Here is a 21,587-nt window from a genome sequence, read left to right as displayed (position 1 = left end):
TTTCAAGTTTACAAATGGTCCCGGCAACGGCGGGAGGATGTTTCCGGGACCTCGGCTGAAAGGACCTGATGCCATGACCGCAAGACGCGATATCGAAGCCATCACCGAGCGGATACGCCAGCGCTCCAAACCGGGCCGAGAGCGCTACCTGAGCCGTATTGCCGAAGCGTCGAACCAGACCGCCAACCGGTCGGTGCTGTCCTGCGGCAATCTTGCCCACGGCTTCGCGGTGTGCAGCCCCTCGGAAAAGCTGGCGCTCGGCGCCGACAAGGTGCCCAATCTCGGCATCATCACCTCCTATAACGACATGCTGTCGGCGCATCAGCCCTTCGAGACCTTCCCCGCCCTGATCAAGCAGGCCGCGCACGAGGCCGGCGGCATCGCCCAGGTCGCCGGCGGCGTGCCGGCGATGTGCGATGGCGTGACACAAGGCCAGCCCGGCATGGAGCTGTCGCTGTTTTCGCGCGACGTGATCGCCATGGCAGCGGCGATCGGCCTGTCGCACAACATGTTCGACGCCGCCGTCTATCTGGGCGTCTGCGACAAGATCGTGCCAGGACTGGTGATCGCCGCACTCACCTTCGGCCATCTGCCGGCAGTGTTCATCCCGGCCGGGCCGATGACGACAGGCCTGCCCAACGACGAGAAGGCCAAGGTTCGCCAGCTCTATGCCGAGGGCAAGGCAGGTCGCGCCGAACTCTTGGAAGCCGAGTCGAAGTCTTACCATGGGCCGGGCACCTGCACCTTCTACGGCACGGCGAACTCCAACCAGATGCTGATGGAGATCATGGGCCTGCACACGCCGGGCGCGTCCTTCGTCAATCCAGGCACGCCGCTACGTGATGCCTTGACCCGCGAAGCGACGAAGCGGGCGCTGGCGATCACCGCACTCGGCAACGCCTATACGCCTGTCGGCCGGATGATCGACGAACGCTCGTTCGTCAACGGCGTCGTCGGCCTGCACGCCACCGGCGGCTCGACCAACCACACCATCCACCTGATCGCCATGGCGGCGGCCGCCGGCATCGCGCTGACCTGGCAGGACATTTCCGATCTCTCGGAAGCGGTGCCGCTGCTCGCGCGCGTCTATCCGAACGGCCTTGCCGACGTGAACCATTTCCACGCGGCGGGCGGGCTCGGCTTCCTGATCCGCGAACTGCTCGACGAAGGTGTCCTGCACGAGGATGTGCAGACAGTGTGGGGCGAAGGCCTGCGGCCCTATGCGGTCGAGGCAAAGCTCGGCGCCGACGGCGGCGTGCTGCGCGAGGCTTCGCCAAGCATAAGCGGCGACGAAAAGGTGCTGGCGCCGTTTAACAAGGCGTTCCAGCCGACGGGCGGCCTCAAGGTGCTTTCAGGCAACCTTGGCCATGCCGTTATCAAGACTTCGGCCGTCAAGCCGGAGCGACGTGTCATCGAGGCGCCGGCCAAGGTGTTCGACAGCCAGCAGGGGCTGAACGACGCCTTCAAGGCCGGCACGCTCACCGGTGATTTCATCGCCGTCATCCGCTTCCAGGGGCCGAAGGCGAACGGCATGCCGGAACTGCACAAGCTGACCACCGTGCTTGGCATCCTGCAGGACCGCGGCCAGCGTGTCGCGCTGGTCACGGACGGCCGCATGTCGGGCGCCTCCGGCAAGGTGCCGGCGGCGATCCATGTGACGCCGGAAGCGGTCGAGGAAGGACCGATCGCGCGGATCCATGACGGCGACGTCATCCGCCTCGACGCCGATGCCGGCACGCTGGAGGTGCTGGTGCCAGGGACCGAGCTCGCGCTGCGCCGCACGGCCGAAGCCGACCTGATCGGCAATGAATTCGGCTTCGGCCGCGAGCTGTTCGCCGGTTTCCGCCAATTGGTAGGCCGCGCCGACCACGGCGCCAGTGCGTTCGGAACCGCCTGACGCATTCTGTACCGCATGAAAAAAGGGCGGCTCGTGGCCGCCCTTTTTGCTGGTCGAAATCGCGATCCTTATTGCACCGTCAATTCAACCCGCTCGCCAGCCTTCACGGTCACGGTGCCTTCCTTCTTGCTGTTGTCCGACTTCTCCGAGACCACCGCGTAGTCGCCCGCCCCTATCGCGGCCTGATACTTCTCGTCATAGGCGTAGCCGATCGACTTGCGATTGCCATTGATGTCCTTCTTCGTCTCGAAAATCTCGATCTTGGAGGTGCCGGGCGCCGTGATAGCCAGCACGCCGGCATCCATGGCGACCTTGAGGTCCTGGAACTCGCCGACCTTGACGCTGAAAGGCTGTTCCACGACCGCGAGGTCAACCGTCGCGATCAACACATAGTCATCGGGCGGCAGGTCGAACTTGCTGTCGGGGCCATAGGCATACGTGACCTCGTCGCGGGTGCCATCGATCTTCTTCTTGGCCTTGAGCACCTTGAAGCCGATGCCTGAACCATCGACCTTGTCGCCTCCGGCCGCATAATATGCGTTGGCAAGGACATGGCCGACGCCGACGATGATGTCCTTGTCGATCACCCTGCCGGCAGCGAGCGGGATCGTTTCGGTGACCACGCCCTGTCCGATCGTGACGGTCACTTTCTCGTCGCCGGCCGGCAACACGACTTTCGTGTCGCCATAATAGGTCGGGGGGTTGTCGACGCCCGGATAGGCGATCACGACAGCCGCCCCGCTGGCTACGTCGGCACCTTGGCTGGGACGCGGATGCAGGATGAGCGTGCCGGCATTCAAGGTGAACAGCGGCTTGTAGACCTGGCCTGCCTCGATCCTGACCTTCTGCTCCACCTTGGCTTCGCCGTCGCGCGCGACGACGATGTAGTCGCCCGGTTCCAGATTGGCTTTGTAGTCGCCGTATTCGGTGGTGATGTTGTCGCCGCGCGTGCCGTCCGATTTGGCCTTGTAGACTTCCCAGGCATTGCCGTCGGTGACGGGATCGCCGCCCTCGGCCAGCACAACGGTCGGCATGAAATTGAACTCGGACTTCGCCGGCTCAGGCGCTGGTGCCGGTGCTGGCTCGAGCGCTGGTGCCGGGGCCGCCACAGTCTCGACCAGCGCTTCCTGCAGCGCCTTCTCGTCGGATGCCTGGATGTATTTGCCGCCGGTGTTGTCGGCGAGGCAGGCGATCTGCTTGCCTTCGTCGGCGGTCAGGCCGAAGCCGACGACATCGGCGGTGAAATCGACGCCGGAGGCTTCGAGTTCCTTGCCAAGCGCACAAGGATCGCCGCCGCAGGTTTCGAGCCCGTCGGTGATGAGGACGACGGTCGCCTTGTCCTCGGTGTATCTCAGCGCTTCGGCCGCCTGCTTGACGGCTGCCGTCAGCGGCGTCTTGCCGAGGAACTTCATACTGTCGGCGGCCGCCGAGATGGCGCTTGCCGAGCCCGCCTGAGGCGGCACGATAAGCTGGATGTCGTCGCAGCTGCCTTTCTCACGATGGCCATAGGCCATGAAGCCGATCTCGTCGGCGGCGGGAACCGATTGAAGCACGGTCCTCAGCGATTCGCGGGCGATTTCGAGCTTGGGCTTGCCATCGATCTGCGCCCACATCGATCCCGACGCGTCGAGGATGATGATGACCTTGTTGGCGGCAAAGCCGAATGTCGTCATCGACAAAAGGAGGATCGCCGCAGCGAAGCTCCGCGCAAGTATCGCCATCGAAATCTCCTGAATAGCCACCCCGTCCGCCGGCTGAAGCTATTTGAGCGCGTGCCGGGACACAAGCCACCGCTTCAACGAAGCTCGCATAGGCCCTGCGTACTTAATTCAGTATGTGGTGCGGCGCTCTTCCGAGGGCGGGCGGCCGAATTGCAGCCGATAGCTCTGGGCAAAATAGGAATGCGAGGTGAAGCCGGTCGCGATCGCCACGTCGAGGATCGGCATGTTGGTCTGACGCAGCAATTCGCGGGCCCGCTCCAGCCGAAGCCGCATATAGTAGCGCCCGGGCGTGACGTTGAGATGGCGCAGGAACAGCCGCTCCACCTGGCGCACCGAAAGGCCCGCCGACTTGGCGAGCTGTACCGCCGACAGCGGCTCGTCGAGATGGTCGGCCATCAGTTCGACGATGCGCCTGAGCTTCTCCGACTTGCCCGTCAGGTCACGCTCCGGCCCGACGCGCTGGCGGTCTCCGGCGGAGCGGATGCGCTCGTGCTGAAACTGGTTGGCGACGCCATTGGCGAGGTTGGAGCCGAAATCGCCGCGCACGATCTCCAGCATCAGGTCGATAGAGGTGGTGCCGCCGGCGCAGGTGTAGCGCTTGCGGTCGATCTCGAAGACATTGCCCGTGCAGTTGATGTCGGGAAAGCGCTCGACGAAGCCGGCGCGGTTTTCCCAATGGATGGTGCAGCGATAGCCTTCGAGCTGGCCGGCCTCGGCCAGCAGGTAGGATCCGACCGACAAGGCACCCAGTGCGTTGCCGCGCCGGCCCCAGCTGCGCAAGGCCGCCAGAACCTTGCTCTTGCCCGGAAATTCCGTCGTCAGGCCGACCGAGACGAAGAGTATGTCGACCGGCGGCAGATCGGCGACGGCGTAGTCGATCTTGAGCGGCAGGCCGTTGGAGGCCATTACCGGATCGCCATCGGCGGACACCGTCGTCCAACCGTAGAAATCGCGACCGAGCAGGCGGTTCGCCGACCGGAACGTGTCGATCGCTGCGGCCAGCGAGAACATGGAGAACTTGTCGACCAGCAGGAAAGCGAACTGCCGGCCTCCTTGAACGGGATCATTCGTGACCGGCCGTTCCGGGGAAATAGTGGGATTCGGCAAAGCTGCGGCTTTCAGGGTCAACCCGGGCTCAGAAGGAAGGCCGCTTCAATCCGGCCGCAAGGTAGGCCGAAGCTAACGTATTGGCCATCAGCATGGCAATGGTCATCGGCCCGACACCGCCGGGCACCGGGGTAATCGCGCCCGCCGCCTTTGCCGCTTCGGCATAGGCGACATCGCCGACGAGACGTGACTTGCCTTCGCCCTTCTCGGGCGCGGGAATGCGGTTGATACCGACATCGATGACGGTGGCGCCAGGCTTGACCCAATCACCCCTGATCATTTCCGGCCGTCCAACGGCGGCGACAAGAATGTCGGCCGTGCGGGCAAGCGCCGGCAGGTCCTTGGTGCGGCTGTGGGCGATGGTGACGGTGCAGTTGGCGGCAAGCAGCAGATTGGCCATCGGCTTGCCGACGATGTTGGAGCGGCCGACGACGACCGCGTTGAGGCCGGACAGGTCCTTGCCGCGCACGCGCTCGATCAGGAGCATAGAGCCGGCGGGCGTGCAGGGAACGAAGGCCGTGTCGAGTTCGCCGGTGCCGAGCTTGCCGACATTGATGAAATGGAAGCCGTCGACATCTTTCTGCGGCGCGATGGCCTGGATGATCTTGCCGGCATCGACATGGGCGGGCAGCGGAAGCTGGACCAGGATACCGTTGATGGCCGGGTCGGCGTTGAGCTCGGCGATGAGCTTGAGCAGTGCCGCCTCTGACGTCTCGGCCGGCAGCGTGTGCTGAAGCGAGTGAAAGCCGCATTCCTTGGCGGTGCGGGATTTGGAAGCGACATAGACCTGGCTCGCCGGATCCTCGCCGACGATGACCACGGCCAGACCTGGCTTGGCCTTGCCCTTGGCAACCAGCTCGGCGGTCAGCGCCTTGACCGATCGCACCACGTCTTCGGCAACGCTCTTTCCGTCAATCACTTCGGCCATGGACCACCCTCAATGTCGTTCCGCCCAACGCCGCTTTCGAGAACACAATGCAGCGGCGCAGGCAATCTGCAGCGCGGCATTGTCACGAAAATACAAGCTCGCAATCCCGTCAAAGCGCCTTCCCATGCCGTTTACGCGAAACCGGCCCGGTTTTGTTCGGCCTCCGCAACCTATCTGGTGGCTCAGAAGTAGCGGCGACGGGTGCGGCTTTCCGTGAGTTCGCGGACCGCTTCGTGGAATTCGCGCAGGCTGGCGCGAATCTCTTCGACCGATGGTTGCTCGCCACCCTCCTTGACCGGGATCGGCCTCGCATGCGGGGCGGCTGGTGGCTGCGTCGGAGCGGGCGGCGGCGGGTACGGCATCTGCGCCGCATAGGGTCCCGCCGTGGGTTGGGTGGAGGGATAGCCCGCCTGCGCATGTGCCTGGGGATACACCGGCGGCTGCGCATAGGGAGAGGACGGCAAGGGCGGAGCTGGATGCAGTCCCCATTGCGGCATCAGGGGCGAGCGCGAGGGCGACGCCATTTGCCGCCCATACCCGGCCTCGGGGCCTGGCTGGAAAGGTGACTGCGAATAATCCAGGCCGGCCGCCTGCCGAGGTCCGAAACCAGGCTTCGGATAAGTAGGGAATATCGGGACGTTGGCCGGCCGTCCGTTGTCGGCGAAGGCGGGAAGGCCGAACTCGCTGGACAGGTCGTCGGCTTCGGCCGACGGCTTGCGGGACATGGCCTTGCGCAATCTCGATATGAGTGCGCCGATCCTCCCGGGGCTTTCGTCGGTACCGCCATTGGAGGACGGGCCGGGTCTGCCCGCTGCGCGGGATCCGGCTGCATCATGAGCGCGACCCGTCGCTGGAGGTTCTTCCGGCGCCAGCCTTGCGCGCGGCATTTCGGGCGGCAGATCGCTGGTGCCGATCTGTCCCCGCGAACGCCAGACGTCGTCGGCTTCAAACGGCTGCTCCTCGTCAGGGGGGAACCGCGAAGCCTCACCGGCGACAGACTGCGGCGGGCTCGCCTTCGTCTCGCGCCGGGAACGGGCCAGGCGATGTCGGGTGGCGGCATCCTCGCGCCATGAGGGGTCCACGCGGTCCCCTATCGACACCAGCGACGCGTCGTCCTCGCCACGCAAGGCCTCGCCAAGCGCCAGCAAGGAGCGCTCGCGCTTCCAGTCCTCACGGTTTTTCCTGTCGACCATTGTCGTGGAGCTTTACTCTTTAGTCGCTTGGCGGCGGCGGTCGGCCATTCGTTAAGCCACGCTAAACAGGCATGGGAAACAAAAGGTTAATTTGCGGCGGATGATGGCAGGAATTCACGCCATGGTTGCGGTGACTTTCCACACATCTGAAAGCTTCAGAATCGTGCTGATGGGCATCCCTGCCCTTTGCGTGGCGACCTATCTTATCGCACAGTCGCGCGACTACATTCGCATTCCGCTGCGCAAGGAGAACATCTATCTCGGCGATTGCTTCATGATGGTGGTGCTGTTCACCGCGCTCAACGCCGATCGCGGTGCGCATGCCCGTCCAGCGGTCCTGAGAGGGCTTCCCCACCGATCCGCGAGCGTCTATGTCATGGCCTTTCCTAGGAGGGCTCTCGATGACGATCAGGCTTGTTCTCGCCGGCTGCGGCAATATGGGTTACGCCATGCTCTCGGGCTGGCTGATGTCCGGCAAGCTTGCACCCTCGGCGGTTTTCGTGGTCGAGCCCAATGGAGACCTGCTCCAGCGCGCGGCGACTCTGGGCTGCGGCACGGCGGCGGAAGCCGGAGGTATTCCGGCGGATGCCGTGCCTGAACTCGTCGTCATCGCCGTGAAGCCGCAGGTGATCCGTGACGTCACCGCCGCCTACAAGCGCTTCGGCGACGGCCGCACCACTTTTGTAAGCATCGCCGCCGGCACGCCCGTCGCTACCTTCGAGCAGGTCCTGGGCAACCGTGCGCCGATCGCGCGCTGCATGCCCAACACGCCGGCCGCCATCGGCAAGGGCATGATGGTGATGTTTTCCAATCCCCTGGTTTCCGGAGACACCAAGCGTTTCGTCGCCGACCTCTTGTCGGCCAGCGGCGAAGTGACCACCATCGATGACGAGAGCCTGATGGATGCGGTGACCGCCGTGTCCGGATCGGGTCCGGCCTACATCTTCCATTTCATCGAGGCGCTGACCGTTGCCGCCGAGAAGGCCGGGCTCCCGACGGCAACCGCCAAGCTGCTTGCCATGCAGACCGTCTACGGCGCCGCATCGCTCGCCGCCGAAAGCCGCGAGGATCCGGGTGTGCTGCGCCAGCAGGTGACCAGCCCCAACGGTACGACGGCAGCCGCGCTTGGCGTGCTGATGGGCGAGGATCGGCTGACAAACCTGCTCACGCAGGCGGTGGAAGCGGCACGACTAAGGTCGATCGAACTGGGGAAGTAGGCTGTGGGTCCGGCGGCATCAGGGCGACTGCGGGTACCGATGCGACGACGTTATGGATTGCTCCACATCTCGTCGATTTCGTCCTTGCTCACAGCCCGGCCAAGGCCGCCCGCTTTGGACCCGAGATCATCGGCAATGGCAGCTAGGCGTCCTGCAAGGGATGCTTGTTCTTGTTCTCTCACCAATTCATTTTCAAGCGCATCGATAACCGCTCTGGTCATAGAAACCTTGCGTCTTGCGGCAAGCTGAAAAGCTAACTCACGCGCACGTGGGTTGCTGATTCGAAGGTCCATGGGACCAACCTCTTAACGTCAAGCTCCGTACAGCATCTCATCCTGTAGCCGGCGCAAGGCGAAAAGTCTTGTCGTCTGGTCGGGCGCTGCATTGTCGGCGGTCAGCAACTCGCCTTTCCTGACCGGTTTCAGCACCTTGCCGCCCTCGAGCAGGCCGACCGGGACGGCGTGTTGGGCGCGGGCTTCGCCGACGGTCATGGTCCAGGAGCGATAGCGGGTTTCGCCGATCGCATCGAAGGTCTCGCCGGCGGCGAGATCGCGCTTGGCAACGGCGCAGACCTCGGCGACCGGCCTCGGCAGCGGCACCATGTCGGGCTTGCCGAACAGCACGATGCGGGCCGCTGTCAGCGGCACTTCCAACGAGGTCAGGTGATATGGTCGAAACAGGCTGTAATAGGGACCATGGCCGATATGCAGGTCATCCATGCGCTCGATGATGCGCGGATGCGTCGCCTCGACGATGACGAAGACACCAGGCGCCACACCCTTGCCGATCGTGTAATCGACGACGCCCTTTTTCAGCAGGAGGCCACCGTCCTCGCGCGGGATCAGCACCTTGACGAGGTCGTCGCGGTCCGCCTTGGGGCCGTGCATGCCAGGCACATCGGGCACCAGTCCGGTCGCATTGGCGATGGCGCACATCTCGACCATGGTCTTGGAGCCATCGACGAACTCGACCAGCATGCGCGGGTTCATGTTGCGGCGGGCCGCCTCGTCGCGATAGTCGTCGGGCACGGCATCATGGTTGAGCGGATTGTTCTTGCCCTTGCCGGCCGAGACGATCGTCAGTCCGAGTGCGGACGCGAACTCGATCAGTTCCATGCAGCTTGACGGCTCGTCGCCGGCGCCGACCGAATAGACGACGCCAAGCCGGTCGGCCTGCTGCTTGAGATAGCAGCCGATGGTGACGTCGGCCTCGACATTCATCATCACCAGATGCTTGCCGTGCTCCATCGCCATCAGGTCGAAATCGGCGGCAACGCCGGGTTTTCCCGTGGCGTCGATGACCACGTCGATCAGTGGATTGGTGACCAGCATCTCGTTCGAGGTGATGGCGATCCTGCCGCTTTCGATGGCGTCTGTGACTTTCGATGCGGTGTCGGCTTCGACCGCCATCGCCTCATCGCCATAGGCGATGCGGATGGCGTCACGCGCGGTGTGCGGGCGCCGGGTCGAGACGGCGCAGACCGCGATGCCCGGCATCAGCATGCCTTGCGTGACCAGGTCGGTGCCCATTTCGCCCGAGCCGATGACGCCGATGCGCACGGGGCGGCCCTCGGCGGCGCGTCTGGCGAGATCGCGGGCAAGTCCCGTCAAAGCGACATTGGTCATGCAGGGAATGTCCACGGCTTCTTGATTTGGGGCCGAATTAGCAGGGACTGGTCCCCTGTGCCAACGAAACCACTCGCGACCGGCGATTTCCAACGGAATCGCAGGGAAAAGGCACATTCGCCGCGAATTATTGGCCCGGGGTGCGAATCGACATTGTGGTGACGGCTTCAAACCACCCTGACGTAGCTTGTCATGCCTGATTTCTGATGCTCGATGATGTGACAGTGCAGCAGCCAGTCGCCGGGATTGTCGGCGACGAAGCCCAGGCTCACCTTCTCATTGGGTTGGATGAGATAAGTGTCCGAAATCAGCGGCTGCACCGGACGCGTCGAGGATGACAGCACCTTGAAGCTCATGCCATGCAAATGCATCGGATGCGATTGCGGCGTCAGGTTCTCCATGTCGATGATGTAGCTTTTGCCGAGCTTCAGTTCGGCCAAAGGCGCGGTCGGATCGGGCGTATCGCCCGGCCACGGCACCTTGTTGATGGCCCAGAAACTGTAGCCGAGCGAGCCGCAGATGCTGTCGCTCGGGACGTTCTCCGCCGTGGCGCTAAGCGCCAGCGAAATATGCTGGGCGGTAGTGAGATCGATCTCGGCCACCGGATTGGCCTCCAGCGGTGCGAGATCGCGGCTGTCGCGTTTGAGGGAAGCTCCAACCGCGCGCAGCGTCGCCAAGGCTTTCGGCTTGGTGCCCCTGACGTCCCGCAAGGTCACAAGCGCGCCCTCGTTGTCGGGCACGCGGACAGCGAGTTCCAGACGCTGACCGGGTCCGATCAATAGGGCGTCGGGTGCAAAACGCCGCGGCACCGGGTTGCCGTCCAGCGCGATGACATCAGCTTCGGCGCCGTCGACGCGAAAGGCGTAGATTCGGGTGACATCGGTGATTGCAACGCGCAGCCGCACCAACCCGCCGGCCGGCGCGTCATATTGTGGCTGGTCGAGCCAGTTCGCCGTGCGCACCGTGCCGTAGGTGCCGGTCCTGGCGGCATCGCGCGGTCGGAACTGGTCGATGAACTGAGCGTCGTCGCCAAGGCGCCAGTCGCGCAGGTTGAGGACAAATTCGGCGTCGAATTTTGGGTCGTTCGGGTTTTCGACCACGATCACACCGGTCAGGCCGTGCCCCATCTGTTCCAGCGTGTTGCAATGCGGATGATACCAGAAGGTGCCGGCGTCGGGCGGCGTGAAGGCATAGTCGAAATGGTCGCCGGTGTAGACGTAAGGCTGCACCAGGAAGGGCACGCCATCCATCTTGTTCGGCAGGCGAATGCCGTGCCAGTGGATGGTTGTCGGATCATCGATGGCGTTGACCAGGCGCGCGGCAAAAGGCTCGCCCTTTTTCATCCTGATCACCGGAGGCATGCCGGCGTTGCCGTAGGTCAGCACATCCCTGGTCTGGCCGACATCCATCAGTTTGGCCTGGATTTTCGCGGTCCGCAGCACCACCGGCTCAGGCGTGGCCGCGGCCCAGCCGCCAATCCTGCCGATCGCGGCAAGCCCAAAACCGCTCGCGCCAGCGATGGCGGCGGTTTTGAGAAGTGCGCGGCGTGTGATCATGATGCGCTCCAACGGAAAAGCTGACTAGCCTCCACATCTTTTACCGTTCATAGCCGGACTGGTACCCGTTTGCCAACGACACCGGTCAGGACGGCGGCTTCTCGGTTGCCAGTGAACGGATGCGCTCAAGCTTTGTTATTTGAAACTGGCGATAGGCAGGAATTTTACCGCCGAACCGGTGAAGCGGCGGTGGTCGGACGTCCGTCGTCGTGGCTGGAATCCATCGAGATAGACCTGCTCCGGCGCCGTGCGGATGAAATTGGCGGCGATGATGGTCGCCGTTGTCGAGCCGGTCCGGCCGGTGATGCGCCGACTTGTCTCAAGCGGCACAATGACGGCGGTGGCTTCGGGATCGAGACCTGGCTGGACGCGGTCGGCCTTGGGGCTGGTCCTGATACGATCTACGGGTTTCGATGCGGGGAGTGCAATCCGCTGGCCGGCCAGCGGATCGAGACCGTCGTCGGCGTGATGCATGGCCAGCAAGGCACCGATTGCATCGACAGGTCTGGCCGCCGCCGGTTGACGCGCGGGGCCAGTCTGGCCTTCGGGTCGCCATGTCGGGACAGGGATGTCGAGCGCCAGCATGTCGGCACCAGCAACCGCGGGAGCGGCATTCATCTTGGCCAAGGGAATTTCGGCGCCGGTCGCCGGTTCAGCCGCCGTGGATGCGCTGGCTACGCCGAACGGCACTGTTTGCGGGGTTGGAATGCTGGCAGCAAGCTCGGCGCGCCGTGCGAAGGCGGGTACCGGCACCGTGCCGGGCGCCATCGCCATGACAATCGCTTCCGGCGTCTTCGCGGGCGTTTCTTCAGCCGGATCGGCGGAAGCCATCCGGATGTCCGCTCGCTGGGCCGCCTCCGGCGCCACGATAGCAATGCCCTGGCCGGCCGTCTTGGGTTCATCAGCCGTCTTGGGTTCACCAGCCATCTTGGGTTCACCGGCCATCTTGGGTTCAACGGACTTGGCCGAGTTGCGTGGCGCAGGCGCCGCTTGCGCGGCATCGTCGGCTTCGTCCGCGCCGGGCCCGCCCAAAAGCGTTGCCAGCAGACCACGCACCGGCTTGCGCTGGCCGTTGTCGGCGCTTGCCAGCTCGATGCTGGGCGCGCCGGCGGCATTGCGGGATTTGTAGGCGGCAAACGCCTGGTCGTAGCCAGGCAGCGGTCGGCCGTCGGTCGGCACATGCAGCGTATTGCCGTTCGGGAAGACCCTGGCCAGTTCCTGGCGGCTGATGCCCGGCCAATGCCGTACATTGCCGACATCCATGTGGATGAAGGGTGAACCGGAAGTCGGGTAATAGCCGACGCCGCCGCCCTGCATCTTCAGGCCGATGTCGCGCAGCTTCTTCAGCGGCACATCCGGCAGGAAGAAGTCCATGGCGCGGCCAACCATATGCTGGCTTTCCCGGGCCACCCCTTTCGAGCGGCCGCGCAGCATGGCGTTGGTCGCCGGCGAGCGATAGGCGCTGACCACATGGATATAGGCTGTAGAGCCGCTGGCGCGGTAAGCCTGCCAGACCAGGTCGAGCAGACGCGGATCCATCCTGGTCGGTTCGTTGCGGCGCCAGTCGCGCAGCATGAAATTGATCTTCTTCAGTCCCGCCTGATCGTAACGCCCGTTGCGCTTGAAGACGATTTCGGCCTTCTCGCCCGTATGGAGATGCTGAATTCGCAGAGAGCGCGTTTCGGCGAACGCATCGGTGATGCACATGCAGAAGAAAGCGACCATGAAGGCCGGCAACCGGGTCCACCAGCGGAAACCGCCGGGCGCGTTTTGTTCGCTTTCAATCACGCTCATGCCTTGCACATCGTTCCTGTTTCGGGCGATTTGAGGTCTTCGCCGGATGCGGGGCCTTCCTTTCAGCACTCTCCCCGGCGATGGCTTGACCGGGCGAACAGGCAGCCATCCCACAACACGTCATGTCGAAGAACAGCATCTTGGTTAATGAATCGTGTCATGCCGAGGATGCGTTTCGACTGGAGATTGCCGAAGGCCCGCCTTTGGGGAAGCCACGTTGTCTTCCGGCTGAACGCGTCAACGGCTGATGCCATCGGACTGTAGCTGGCGGCGGCCGACTGGTACGGACAGACCTGAAGTGCCAGCGTGACGGGTGGTTTCGAGCAGCGCCGCAAGGGCACCTTCTCGTTAGACCACGTTGCCGACCGGATTCTCGGCCGGGGCAAGTAACAACCCCAACGATGCGTGGACATTCCTGGCACCTCGAGGGACAGCAGCGGGGAACGCAATCGCGACTGGAAGCCGGCCTTCGAGCAGCGCCATTTTGAACGCTGGTCCTCTCCTGTCCCATTTCAGCACTAAGGTGCTGGTATCGTTCTTGCATCGGACAGATTGCCGGTTGATCCCGGCCCTGGTCGCATAATCTGATCAGGTCGTAGGCTCGCCGGGCCAGATGGCGGGGTCTCCGCCCGGCGAGTTCTACCCATATCGGCCGTGCCATTGACAGCGGCAGCGGCCCGACAGGCTGTCGAGGTGTGTTCGACCGACCGTCGGGCCTGACCGGCTTGGGGTTCTTGTTGGGGCCGGCGCGTCGACCGCCTCGGCGAAGCGGCTGGATGCGCTGGGACGTCGTCTAGGTGCCGCCAGCCGCGCCGCGACGCTGGGTCCCCGATCGCAGCATGGCTTAACCAGCCATCCGCAGACATCGGATCAGCGGGCGTGAACGGGCGGCCCAGCGGCGTGGGTGCTAGGGGGACTGGCAGCGTCAGGCCGCTGGGCCTAACCGGCGGGGCTTTGAGGAGCGGGCGGCACGCCGGCTGATTTAGAAATATACACTCCAGCTAATATATCCGGAACACATCAATACGAACGAAGGAAGCAGCAAAAGGTGGAGCATAGGCCGAAGCGCCAAACGCGCAGCCCATTTCTCGGCGAGGCGTTATGCAACAAAATCCGCAGCAGAAATACTAGCTGCCTTCGATGTGAACGGTTTCATCCAGCGATATGGACGAGTGGAGGATTTCGAAGAAAAAGCCGAAGATGTCCGCAACTGGACCTTCTGGACCTATGCTACCCGATCGGGCGAAGTTTTGGGGCCTTAGGGCGTCCCATTTTCCGGCAACTTCGCCGCCAACGCACCGTCATCCTTGGGCGCATCCAGAGTGCGCTAGAGAATGCGGTAAAGTGGCGTGATCGGACCTGATATCGATGGGCAATGGCGAGAAGCTGGTTCTCGAGCTCGCAATTGTTGGCCATCTGCGCCTCAACGGCATCCGACGGGCTCTCGATGGGCGACGAGCTTTTGGACCTCCGAGTGCAACTCGCCTTGGTGGCGGCGTCAAGATTGCAAGTACCCGCGGCTCGCTCGTCACCCGACCAGACGATGGGAGCGCCAGGACGACGGCATCAAGCTTCTCCTGAAGGTGCCCGTTGCCTCACTGTCATAGTGCCTCATTGGCGATGCCTATTGGCAGCACACCTTGCGAACGTAAGTGTTACCGAATGTTGCGTAGGCGTCGTCGGGGATTGCGCCTCTTGCCTTCATCTCGCTGACCAAGCTCTTCGCCATGGGCTCATCGAAGGTGTTGGCAAGCGTGATCGCATACCACCCATTGGTAGCAAGGTAGGCGGAGAGTGGTATGGAGGAGGTTCGGACATAAGCCTCGGCCTCTGCGTAGTTGCTGAAGCTTTTGACCTGGATGTGCCGCCGTCCAAATGGACCGCTATCGTACTGATCAACATACACCCAGGTGTCGTGCATGTAGCCGATCTGGTTGCCGGCCTGGACTCGGTACCAGCGGCCGCTACTACCCAGGATCACGACTGGGCTCCCATTCCGCAGCACGGCGACATTCGTGGACTTTCCCTCCGGCAATGCCTTGAGGGGTGCAGAGCCCTTAGGGTGCCCTATCCGGCCAGAATGAGCTTCTGGAATCACGAGCGAGGGATTGGCAGAAGGTGCCGGTGTTGAGGCCGAGGTCGGCGGTGTGGGCGGCGGCGGCATCGGAGATGGTACCGCACTTGCCACAGTTGGCTGCCCCGAGTCGGGGGGGAGGGTGACAACGCTGTACTTCGCCATCTCGCTCATAGAGAGATAGCGTATGTCGTTGCTGTCGTATTGCAGCGAAAGTTGGAGCAGAGCCGGGTCTACGTCCATCTCGATCATGTAGGTAATAACGTCCGCAGTGATTTGCTGGACGGCGGACACCGCCTCTTGAGTGCTAAAGGGAACGTCGCCCTGAAACGACGACTTGTGGACGCCAATAGAGCCGGCCTCGGCGAAGCGCATCACTCCGCCCAGAAACGCCAACGAGCAAGCGGATGCACATTCAGAAGCCCTAAACTGCGCAGTTCCCAAGCCCAGCCTTCGAATTAGGCGACCCAGCTCCATTGCCTTCTGAATGTTGCCGCCGGGAGACCGAAATGTAACTGCCTTTGCGGCGCTGGATTGCGCTAGGGCCTCAAAGACCGACAGGTCGTCTCGATAGGCAAAATCTCCTGACACCAAAATGTAGTGGAGCCCACCGTCAGTCTGTCCGGCCTCGAACTGCAACCCGGCGTTGGCGGACGAAGCGCCTAGCAGCGCCGACACGACCCACAGTACAATCAGGATTGAGAAAACGCGAAACATGGCCCAAGCACTACCCCAAATCGAAGTCTAGCGTTGGCAGGCCGAAGTTGTCGAATCCTTGTTGCGAAAATGATGAATTTCAGCGTGAAGTCTAACTGTCACGGGGTACAAAATAGGATGGGGGGCCAAACGGCGGGAGACGTTCTCCCCGCGAATCCGAAGGGAGCAGCCCTTCTGTATCTTTTGCGGCGGCCACAGTCCGAGCGAGACCGTGGAGCACTACCCGCCACGCAGCATCTTCGACGGCAAGCACCGGCCCCAAGGCATGGAGTTCGGGGCGTGTAAGGAGTGCAACGAGGGCGCGCGGGAGGCGGACCTCGTGGTGGCCACGCTAAGCCGTATGATGCCCGATTCCAAGACTGAGGCCGGACGCCGGATGTGAGGAGGCTCATCGGATCGGCGCTTAAGATTCCCGGGTTCGCCGACGAGGTTCGCCCCGAGCGAGACCAACTACGCACCCTGATTTCAAGTTTTGGCAGGAAAGCGCCCTGTTCCCTACATACCGAATGGCCCTCCTGCACGTCTACGGGTGCTCGGTCGAAGGCACCCACTCGCCCCACGATCCCCACTGGCTGCGCGTGATCCCAGTTCTGACCAGCACCACCCATTCCGGGGCGACGGCCCCCTGTGCCCGCCCCCAACTGGATTATCCTAATAGCCTTCCCAGAAAGACGACCTACTGACAGTCCGCTTTGGCGCTGGCCTGCTTTGCCTTGCCCCGAAGAAGTAGTCCTGGGCACAGGGTATGCATTTGTAAAAGTCTTGGTCTGAGGCGGTATGCCCGATAAACTGGAGCAATGAGCGCTTCCGTTGCTCGAAACATGTTGGGCATAGCCTATGCGGGGGCTCACCATTGGCAGCGTCGGGCCTCAACTCATAGGCAAAGGTGCCTGCGCCGAAATCCCGCAACTGGTATCTGCTTGCGGTCGCCGCCCACTCATCAACGGCAGCCGCCTTGTGCTTAAGCTCCGCATTGTCCTGAAGCACCTCGAACAACTGCGTTTGAGCTGCCATCGCAGAAGATTGGGCGCTTAGGATAAGCTCCTGCATTTCTATTACTTTGTCCCGCACTTGCGAGATGTCGGTTATCTCTTTGACGGTCTTCCCGATGTCGATAGCCGTCTTGAGATTTGTAACAAGGGCCGTCACCAAGCTCAGATCAACCATAGCGATCTCCGCAACGCAAACTGTCAAAATCTAGCGATTCTAATTGAATGTCAAAGTCATGATGGCTAGAAATCTCCAGTCGCGGGCCTGGGGGGGGGAATGGCATGACGAAACATCCGTTAGAAGGGGTTAGCCTATCAGTTAGGAACTTTAAGAGCTTTGGGGATTACATGTTCCAAATGTTAAGTTTCCAGCCAATAAACATTCTGATTGGAAGGAATAACGCCGGGAAATCCTCCCTAATCGATTTGGTCGATTTGTTCGCGTCTGAGGGAAAAAAATACGACGGATCTAAGCACAACGTTAGGGGCCGACCCTATACACCCTACCTGTTGCAGGTGATAGATGAGAATCGTTTCGCAGGGTCTTTCAGGAAAACACTTCCGGAGGCCTGCTTCCAACCAATCACTGGGTCTATGGTAAGCAGTTTCTGGGCGCAGTCGCGGTCCGTGCGTTTGGTGGTTGATCCGCTGGGGTCCGTCCCGTAACAGGTCGCGCCACCCGGACCATATCGCCTCGACCTCAAGGATCACTTTCTTGAAGGCCCGCTTCCCTTGCGGTCCTTGGTTCTTAGAAAGCGGTGAATTTCACGCGTGACTTTGAAGCCAAGCTCCGCCAATCGGCCTTGATTTGCGAACAGGTCGGGAGGAGTTGCCTTGCGGAAATAGAGAATACCTGTCTTCGGATGGGCCAGGAACCATCATCACCCACCTACGCCGCATTGCCAATCGTGCTCTCCATTGCAGCAGCCATCTTGCGGGAAGCTACGGAAAACGCTAAGTTATTGACGCTACAGGCGAAGGAACTGGTGCTGCGAGAGAGGATTGAACTCTCGACCTCTCCCTTACCAAGGGAGTGCTCTACCACTGAGCTACCGCAGCCGCCGATGGCGGGCTTCTGCCACATCGAACCGGCAAGCGCAAGGCCAAGAACAACGCTTCTGTGAAAGCCTTTGCCGGATAGCTTTCCATGACATGGCGGCGCCACAATGTTGGCTATCCCTGAATGGCGGGTTGGCTGGTCGCCAACCGGGGCGGGATGATGAACGACAAGACAAATCCACCGAAAAGCAGCGAAACAACCCGCAAGAACCGGCTCGCCGAGCAGTTGCGTGCCAATCTGCAGAAGCGCAAGGCGCAGTCGCGCTCGCGCCGCACAGGTGAGGCCGACCAACGGCCCGACGGGCTCGGCGCGGCCAAGGAAATGAAGAAAGATTAACTCAAATCGGCCACTCTTGGGCCGGGGCGGGCGAAATCCTATTTCTTGAACCGGCCTAATTCTTGAACCAGATTGGTCAATGGTCTAGACGGGCCGATACACTCAAACGATTGAACCGGCCTTTTCTGGCTGAGAGGGACATTCTCTAATGGATCGCATCAGAATTGTCGGCGGCAACAAGCTTGCCGGAAGCATTCCGATCTCGGGCGCCAAAAACGCCGCTCTGCCGCTGATGATCGCCTCGCTTCTGACCGACGACACGCTGACACTCGAAAACGTGCCTCATCTGGCCGATGTCGAGCAACTGATCCGCATCCTCGGCAATCACGGCGTCGACTATTCGGTCAATGGCCGCCGCGAGAAGCAGAATGAGGGCTATTCGCGCACCATCAACTTCTCCGCCCGCAACATCGTCGATACCACCGCCCCTTACGAGCTGGTGTCCAAGATGCGCGCCTCGTTCTGGGTGATCGGGCCGCTGCTGGCCCGGATGGGCGAGGCCAAGGTCTCGCTGCCCGGCGGCTGCGCCATCGGCACGCGTCCGGTCGATCTGTTCCTCGAAGGCCTGCAGGCGCTGGGCGCCGATATCGATGTCGATACCGGCTATGTCATCGCCAAGACCCGGAATGGCCGCCTCGTCGGCAACCGTTACGCCTTCCCCAAGGTCTCGGTCGGCGCCACCCATGTGCTGATGATGGCGGCATCGCTCGCCAAGGGCGAGACAGTGCTCGAAAACGCCGCCTGCGAGCCCGAGATCGTCAACCTCGCCGAATGCCTCAACGCCATGGGCGCCAGGATTTCCGGCGCCGGCACGCCGACCATCACCATCGACGGCGTCGAAGCGCTGTCGGGCGCGCGCGTGCGCGTCATCCCCGACCGCATCGAGACCGGCACCTATGCCATGGCTGTGGCGATGACCGGCGGCGACGTCGTGCTCGAAGGCGCGCGGCCGGAGCTGCTGCAGACGGCGCTCGACGTGATTTCCCAGACGGGCGCGGAGATCACGCAGACCAATTCCGGCATCCGCGTGAGGCGCAACGGCGCCGGCATTTCGCCGGTCGATGTGACGACGGCGCCCTTCCCGGCCTTCCCGACCGACCTGCAGGCGCAGTTCATGGGCCTGATGACCATGGCCAAGGGCAAGTCGCGCATCACCGAGACGATCTTCGAAAACCGCTTCATGCACGTCCAGGAACTGGCTCGGCTCGGCGCCCACATCACGCTTTCGGGCCAGACGGCGATCGTCGACGGCGTGGCGAAGCTGAAAGGCGCGCCGGTCATGGCGACCGATCTTCGCGCTTCCGTCTCGCTGGTCATCGCTGGCCTGGCGGCCGAAGGCGAGACCACGGTCAACCGCGTCTACCATCTCGACCGCGGTTTCGAGCGGCTGGAGGAAAAGCTTTCCAATTGCGGCGCGGTGATCGAGCGTATTTCGGCTTAACGATCGGCGGTCGCTTGGCGAAATCATCTGCGAAGCGTCCTTCGCCCGCCACTATGCGGAGAAATGCCGGCAGGGCCGATGAGGGGTGCGCAAAACCTGAGGCAATTGCCTCTGGCAGCATTCCTGGCGCGGTTGCACCGATCGGAAAGACCGCCTAACAGAAAGGCTGGTTGCCAACCCCTAGGTGTGAAATCCGCATGGTCTTAAAACTCATCGCGCTCGACGACCAGGATCTGAGCATCGTCTCGGCCCATCTCCAGGACGCCGTGATGAAGGTCTCGGACCTCGAATTCCTGCCCAAAGCCAAGCGTTTCGTGCTGACCATGAACCGTTTCGTGTGGGAAGCCAAATCCGGCCTGTTTCGCCAACACAATGAGCGGCGGCAGGCCGTGCTGCATTTCGACCGGGTGCTGGGCGCCAAGACCAGCGGCATCGCGCGCGACAAGCCGGCCGAAATTCTCTCCCTGCTGGCGATCAGCTTCATCGAGATCAGCAAGCCCGCGGGCATCGTCGAACTGATCTTTTCGGGCGGCGGCACGATCATGCTCGATGTCGAATGCATCGAGGCTCGCCTTGCCGATATTGGCGGCGCGTGGGAAGCCACGTCGCGCCCCATACACAGGGCTTGAGCATACGATGGCCATCACGCTTCGCCAGTCCGACGCCGATTTCGAACAGCGTTTCGCCGCGTTCCTCCTGACCAAGCGCGAGGTATCGGCCGATGTCGACGCCGTGGTGCGCGACATCATCGCGCGCGTGCGCGCCGAGGGCGACGCGGCACTGTTCGACTACACGAAGAAATTCGGCGGAGGCGACCTCGCCGAGCTCGGCGTTGCCGTCTCGGCGGAAGACATCGCCGGCGCCTATGCCGAGGCCGATCCGGCCACGGTCGAGGCGCTGAAATTCGCGCGTGACCGCATCCGGTCCCATCACCAGCGGCAAAAGCCGCAAGACGAACGCTACACGGATGCCGCCGGCGTCGAGCTCGGCTCGCGCTGGACTGCGATCGAGGCGGTCGGGCTCTATGTGCCGGGCGGCACGGCAAGCTATCCGAGCTCGGTGCTGATGAACGCCGTGCCGGCCAAGGTAGCCGGCGTCGAGCGCATCGTCATGGTCGTGCCGGCACCGCATGGCATCGTCAACCCGCTGGTGCTGGTGGCGGCGGATATATCAGGCGTCTCCGAAATCTACCGCGTCGGCGGCGCGCAGGCGATCGCGGCGCTTGCCTATGGCACGCAGACGATCAAGCCGGTGGCCAAGATCGTCGGCCCCGGCAACGCCTATGTCGCCGCGGCCAAGCGGCGGGTGTTCGGCACTGTCGGCATCGACATGATCGCCGGGCCGTCGGAGGTGCTTGTGGTGGCCGACGGCGGCAATGATCCGGAGTGGATCGCGGCCGACCTGCTTGCCCAGGCCGAACACGACGTGTCGTCGCAGTCGATCCTGATCACCGATGACCCGGCTTTCGGCAAAGCGGTCGAACATGCGGTCGAACGCCAGCTGCAGAGCCTGCCGCGCGCTGAAACTGCGGCGGCGAGCTGGCGTGATTTCGGCGCGGTGATCGAGGTCGAAACGATCGAAGCGTCGCTGCCGCTGGTCGACCGCATCGCCGCCGAACATGTCGAGCTGGCCATCGACGATGCCGAGGGCTTCCTCGCAAAGATGCGCAACGCGGGCGCGGTTTTTCTCGGCCGCCACACGCCCGAGGTCATCGGCGACTATGTCGGCGGCTCCAACCATGTGCTGCCGACGGCGCGCTCGGCGCGCTTCTCGTCGGGCCTGTCCGTGCTCGATTTCGTCAAGCGCACCTCGGTCCTCAAACTCGGACCGGAGCAGTTGCGCATGCTGGCACCGGCGGCGATCGCACTCGCTCAGGCGGAAGGGCTCGACGCGCATGGCCGCTCTGTCGCCATACGTCTGAACATGTAGGCC

General features: G+C 62.8%; 17 protein-coding genes, 1 tRNA gene and 1 pseudogene. 8 read left to right on the top strand and 11 right to left on the bottom strand.

Annotated features, from left to right (window positions below):
* Positions 1-73 precede the first annotated feature (73 nt).
* Positions 74-1,897 carry a phosphogluconate dehydratase gene (edd, locus tag O7A70_RS05525; protein WP_337139473.1) on the top strand — a complete coding sequence of 608 codons (1,824 nt, stop codon included), beginning with the start codon at positions 74-76 and terminating at the stop codon, positions 1,895-1,897.
* A 68-nt stretch (positions 1,898-1,965) separates the two neighbouring features.
* On the opposite strand, the gene O7A70_RS05520 is transcribed toward edd, so the two are convergent.
* The 4 genes from O7A70_RS05520 to O7A70_RS05505 form a co-directional block, all read right to left on the bottom strand.
* The gene (locus tag O7A70_RS05520) at positions 1,966-3,618 is read right to left on the bottom strand and encodes a vWA domain-containing protein (protein WP_337139472.1); all 1,653 of its coding nucleotides are present in this window, start codon (positions 3,616-3,618) and stop codon (positions 1,966-1,968) included.
* Between the two features lie 108 nt (positions 3,619-3,726).
* Positions 3,727-4,725 (bottom strand): GlxA family transcriptional regulator, encoded by a 999-nt coding sequence (locus O7A70_RS05515; RefSeq protein ID WP_032922464.1) that lies wholly within the window; start codon positions 4,723-4,725, stop codon positions 3,727-3,729.
* 28 nt (positions 4,726-4,753) lie between these two features.
* Positions 4,754-5,653 carry a bifunctional methylenetetrahydrofolate dehydrogenase/methenyltetrahydrofolate cyclohydrolase FolD gene (gene folD, locus O7A70_RS05510; protein WP_337139470.1) on the bottom strand — a complete coding sequence of 300 codons (900 nt, stop codon included), beginning with the start codon at positions 5,651-5,653 and terminating at the stop codon, positions 4,754-4,756.
* Between the two features lie 182 nt (positions 5,654-5,835).
* Positions 5,836-6,846, bottom strand: coding sequence for a hypothetical protein (locus tag O7A70_RS05505; RefSeq protein ID WP_337139469.1), 1,011 nt, complete (start codon positions 6,844-6,846; stop codon positions 5,836-5,838).
* A 163-nt stretch (positions 6,847-7,009) separates the two neighbouring features.
* On the opposite strand from O7A70_RS05505, the pseudogene O7A70_RS05500 reads away from it, so the two are divergent.
* Both O7A70_RS05500 and proC read left to right on the top strand, forming a co-directional pair.
* A pseudogene (locus tag O7A70_RS05500) lies at positions 7,010-7,153 on the top strand (O-antigen ligase family protein); the annotation flags it as partial.
* A 94-nt stretch (positions 7,154-7,247) separates the two neighbouring features.
* On the top strand, positions 7,248-8,063 hold the full coding sequence (gene proC, locus O7A70_RS05495) for a pyrroline-5-carboxylate reductase (protein ID WP_337139467.1): 816 nt from the start codon (positions 7,248-7,250) through the stop codon (positions 8,061-8,063).
* Between the two features lie 50 nt (positions 8,064-8,113).
* Here proC and O7A70_RS05490 read toward each other — a convergent pair whose 3' ends face one another.
* The 6 genes from O7A70_RS05490 to O7A70_RS05465 form a co-directional block, all read right to left on the bottom strand.
* Positions 8,114-8,356 carry a type II toxin-antitoxin system VapB family antitoxin gene (locus O7A70_RS05490; protein WP_337139465.1) on the bottom strand — a complete coding sequence of 81 codons (243 nt, stop codon included), beginning with the start codon at positions 8,354-8,356 and terminating at the stop codon, positions 8,114-8,116.
* Positions 8,357-8,374: 18 nt separating this feature from the next.
* Positions 8,375-9,688 carry an NAD(P)H-dependent oxidoreductase gene (locus O7A70_RS05485; RefSeq protein ID WP_337139464.1) on the bottom strand — a complete coding sequence of 438 codons (1,314 nt, stop codon included), beginning with the start codon at positions 9,686-9,688 and terminating at the stop codon, positions 8,375-8,377.
* 167 nt (positions 9,689-9,855) lie between these two features.
* The gene (locus O7A70_RS05480; RefSeq protein ID WP_337139463.1) at positions 9,856-11,244 is read right to left on the bottom strand and encodes a multicopper oxidase family protein; all 1,389 of its coding nucleotides are present in this window, start codon (positions 11,242-11,244) and stop codon (positions 9,856-9,858) included.
* Between the two features lie 135 nt (positions 11,245-11,379).
* Positions 11,380-13,038, bottom strand: coding sequence for a DUF882 domain-containing protein (locus O7A70_RS05475; RefSeq protein WP_337139462.1), 1,659 nt, complete (start codon positions 13,036-13,038; stop codon positions 11,380-11,382).
* Between the two features lie 1,624 nt (positions 13,039-14,662).
* On the bottom strand, positions 14,663-15,829 hold the full coding sequence (locus O7A70_RS05470; RefSeq protein WP_337139461.1) for an SH3 domain-containing protein: 1,167 nt from the start codon (positions 15,827-15,829) through the stop codon (positions 14,663-14,665).
* A gap of 651 nt (positions 15,830-16,480) precedes the next feature.
* Positions 16,481-16,996: a hypothetical protein gene (locus tag O7A70_RS05465; protein WP_337139460.1), complete on the bottom strand. Its 516-nt coding sequence runs from the start codon at positions 16,994-16,996 to the stop codon at positions 16,481-16,483.
* A 104-nt stretch (positions 16,997-17,100) separates the two neighbouring features.
* On the opposite strand from O7A70_RS05465, the gene O7A70_RS34170 reads away from it, so the two are divergent.
* Positions 17,101-17,484, top strand: coding sequence for an AAA family ATPase (locus O7A70_RS34170; RefSeq protein ID WP_442921160.1), 384 nt, complete (start codon positions 17,101-17,103; stop codon positions 17,482-17,484).
* 318 nt (positions 17,485-17,802) lie between these two features.
* On the opposite strand, the gene O7A70_RS05460 is transcribed toward O7A70_RS34170, so the two are convergent.
* Positions 17,803-17,877, bottom strand: a tRNA-Thr gene (locus tag O7A70_RS05460).
* A 124-nt stretch (positions 17,878-18,001) separates the two neighbouring features.
* Between O7A70_RS05460 and O7A70_RS05455 the strand changes: the two genes are divergently transcribed.
* The 4 genes from O7A70_RS05455 to hisD all read left to right on the top strand — a co-directional run bounded on the left by O7A70_RS05455 (position 18,002) and on the right by hisD (position 21,584).
* Positions 18,002-18,214: a hypothetical protein gene (locus O7A70_RS05455; RefSeq protein ID WP_337139700.1), complete on the top strand. Its 213-nt coding sequence runs from the start codon at positions 18,002-18,004 to the stop codon at positions 18,212-18,214.
* A gap of 148 nt (positions 18,215-18,362) precedes the next feature.
* Positions 18,363-19,655 (top strand): UDP-N-acetylglucosamine 1-carboxyvinyltransferase, encoded by a 1,293-nt coding sequence (gene murA / locus O7A70_RS05450; RefSeq protein WP_027146553.1) that lies wholly within the window; start codon positions 18,363-18,365, stop codon positions 19,653-19,655.
* Positions 19,656-19,852: 197 nt separating this feature from the next.
* The gene (locus O7A70_RS05445) at positions 19,853-20,284 is read left to right on the top strand and encodes a DUF2948 family protein (protein WP_337139459.1); all 432 of its coding nucleotides are present in this window, start codon (positions 19,853-19,855) and stop codon (positions 20,282-20,284) included.
* A 7-nt stretch (positions 20,285-20,291) separates the two neighbouring features.
* Positions 20,292-21,584, top strand: coding sequence for a histidinol dehydrogenase (hisD, locus tag O7A70_RS05440; RefSeq protein ID WP_337139458.1), 1,293 nt, complete (start codon positions 20,292-20,294; stop codon positions 21,582-21,584).
* Positions 21,585-21,587 lie beyond the last annotated feature (3 nt).

The sequence above is a fragment of the Mesorhizobium sp. Cs1299R1N1 genome, assembly GCF_037179655.1.
In the GTDB taxonomy this organism is placed as follows: Bacteria; Pseudomonadota; Alphaproteobacteria; order Rhizobiales; family Rhizobiaceae; genus Mesorhizobium; species Mesorhizobium salmacidum.
This window is presented reverse-complemented; position numbering and strand designations above follow the sequence as displayed.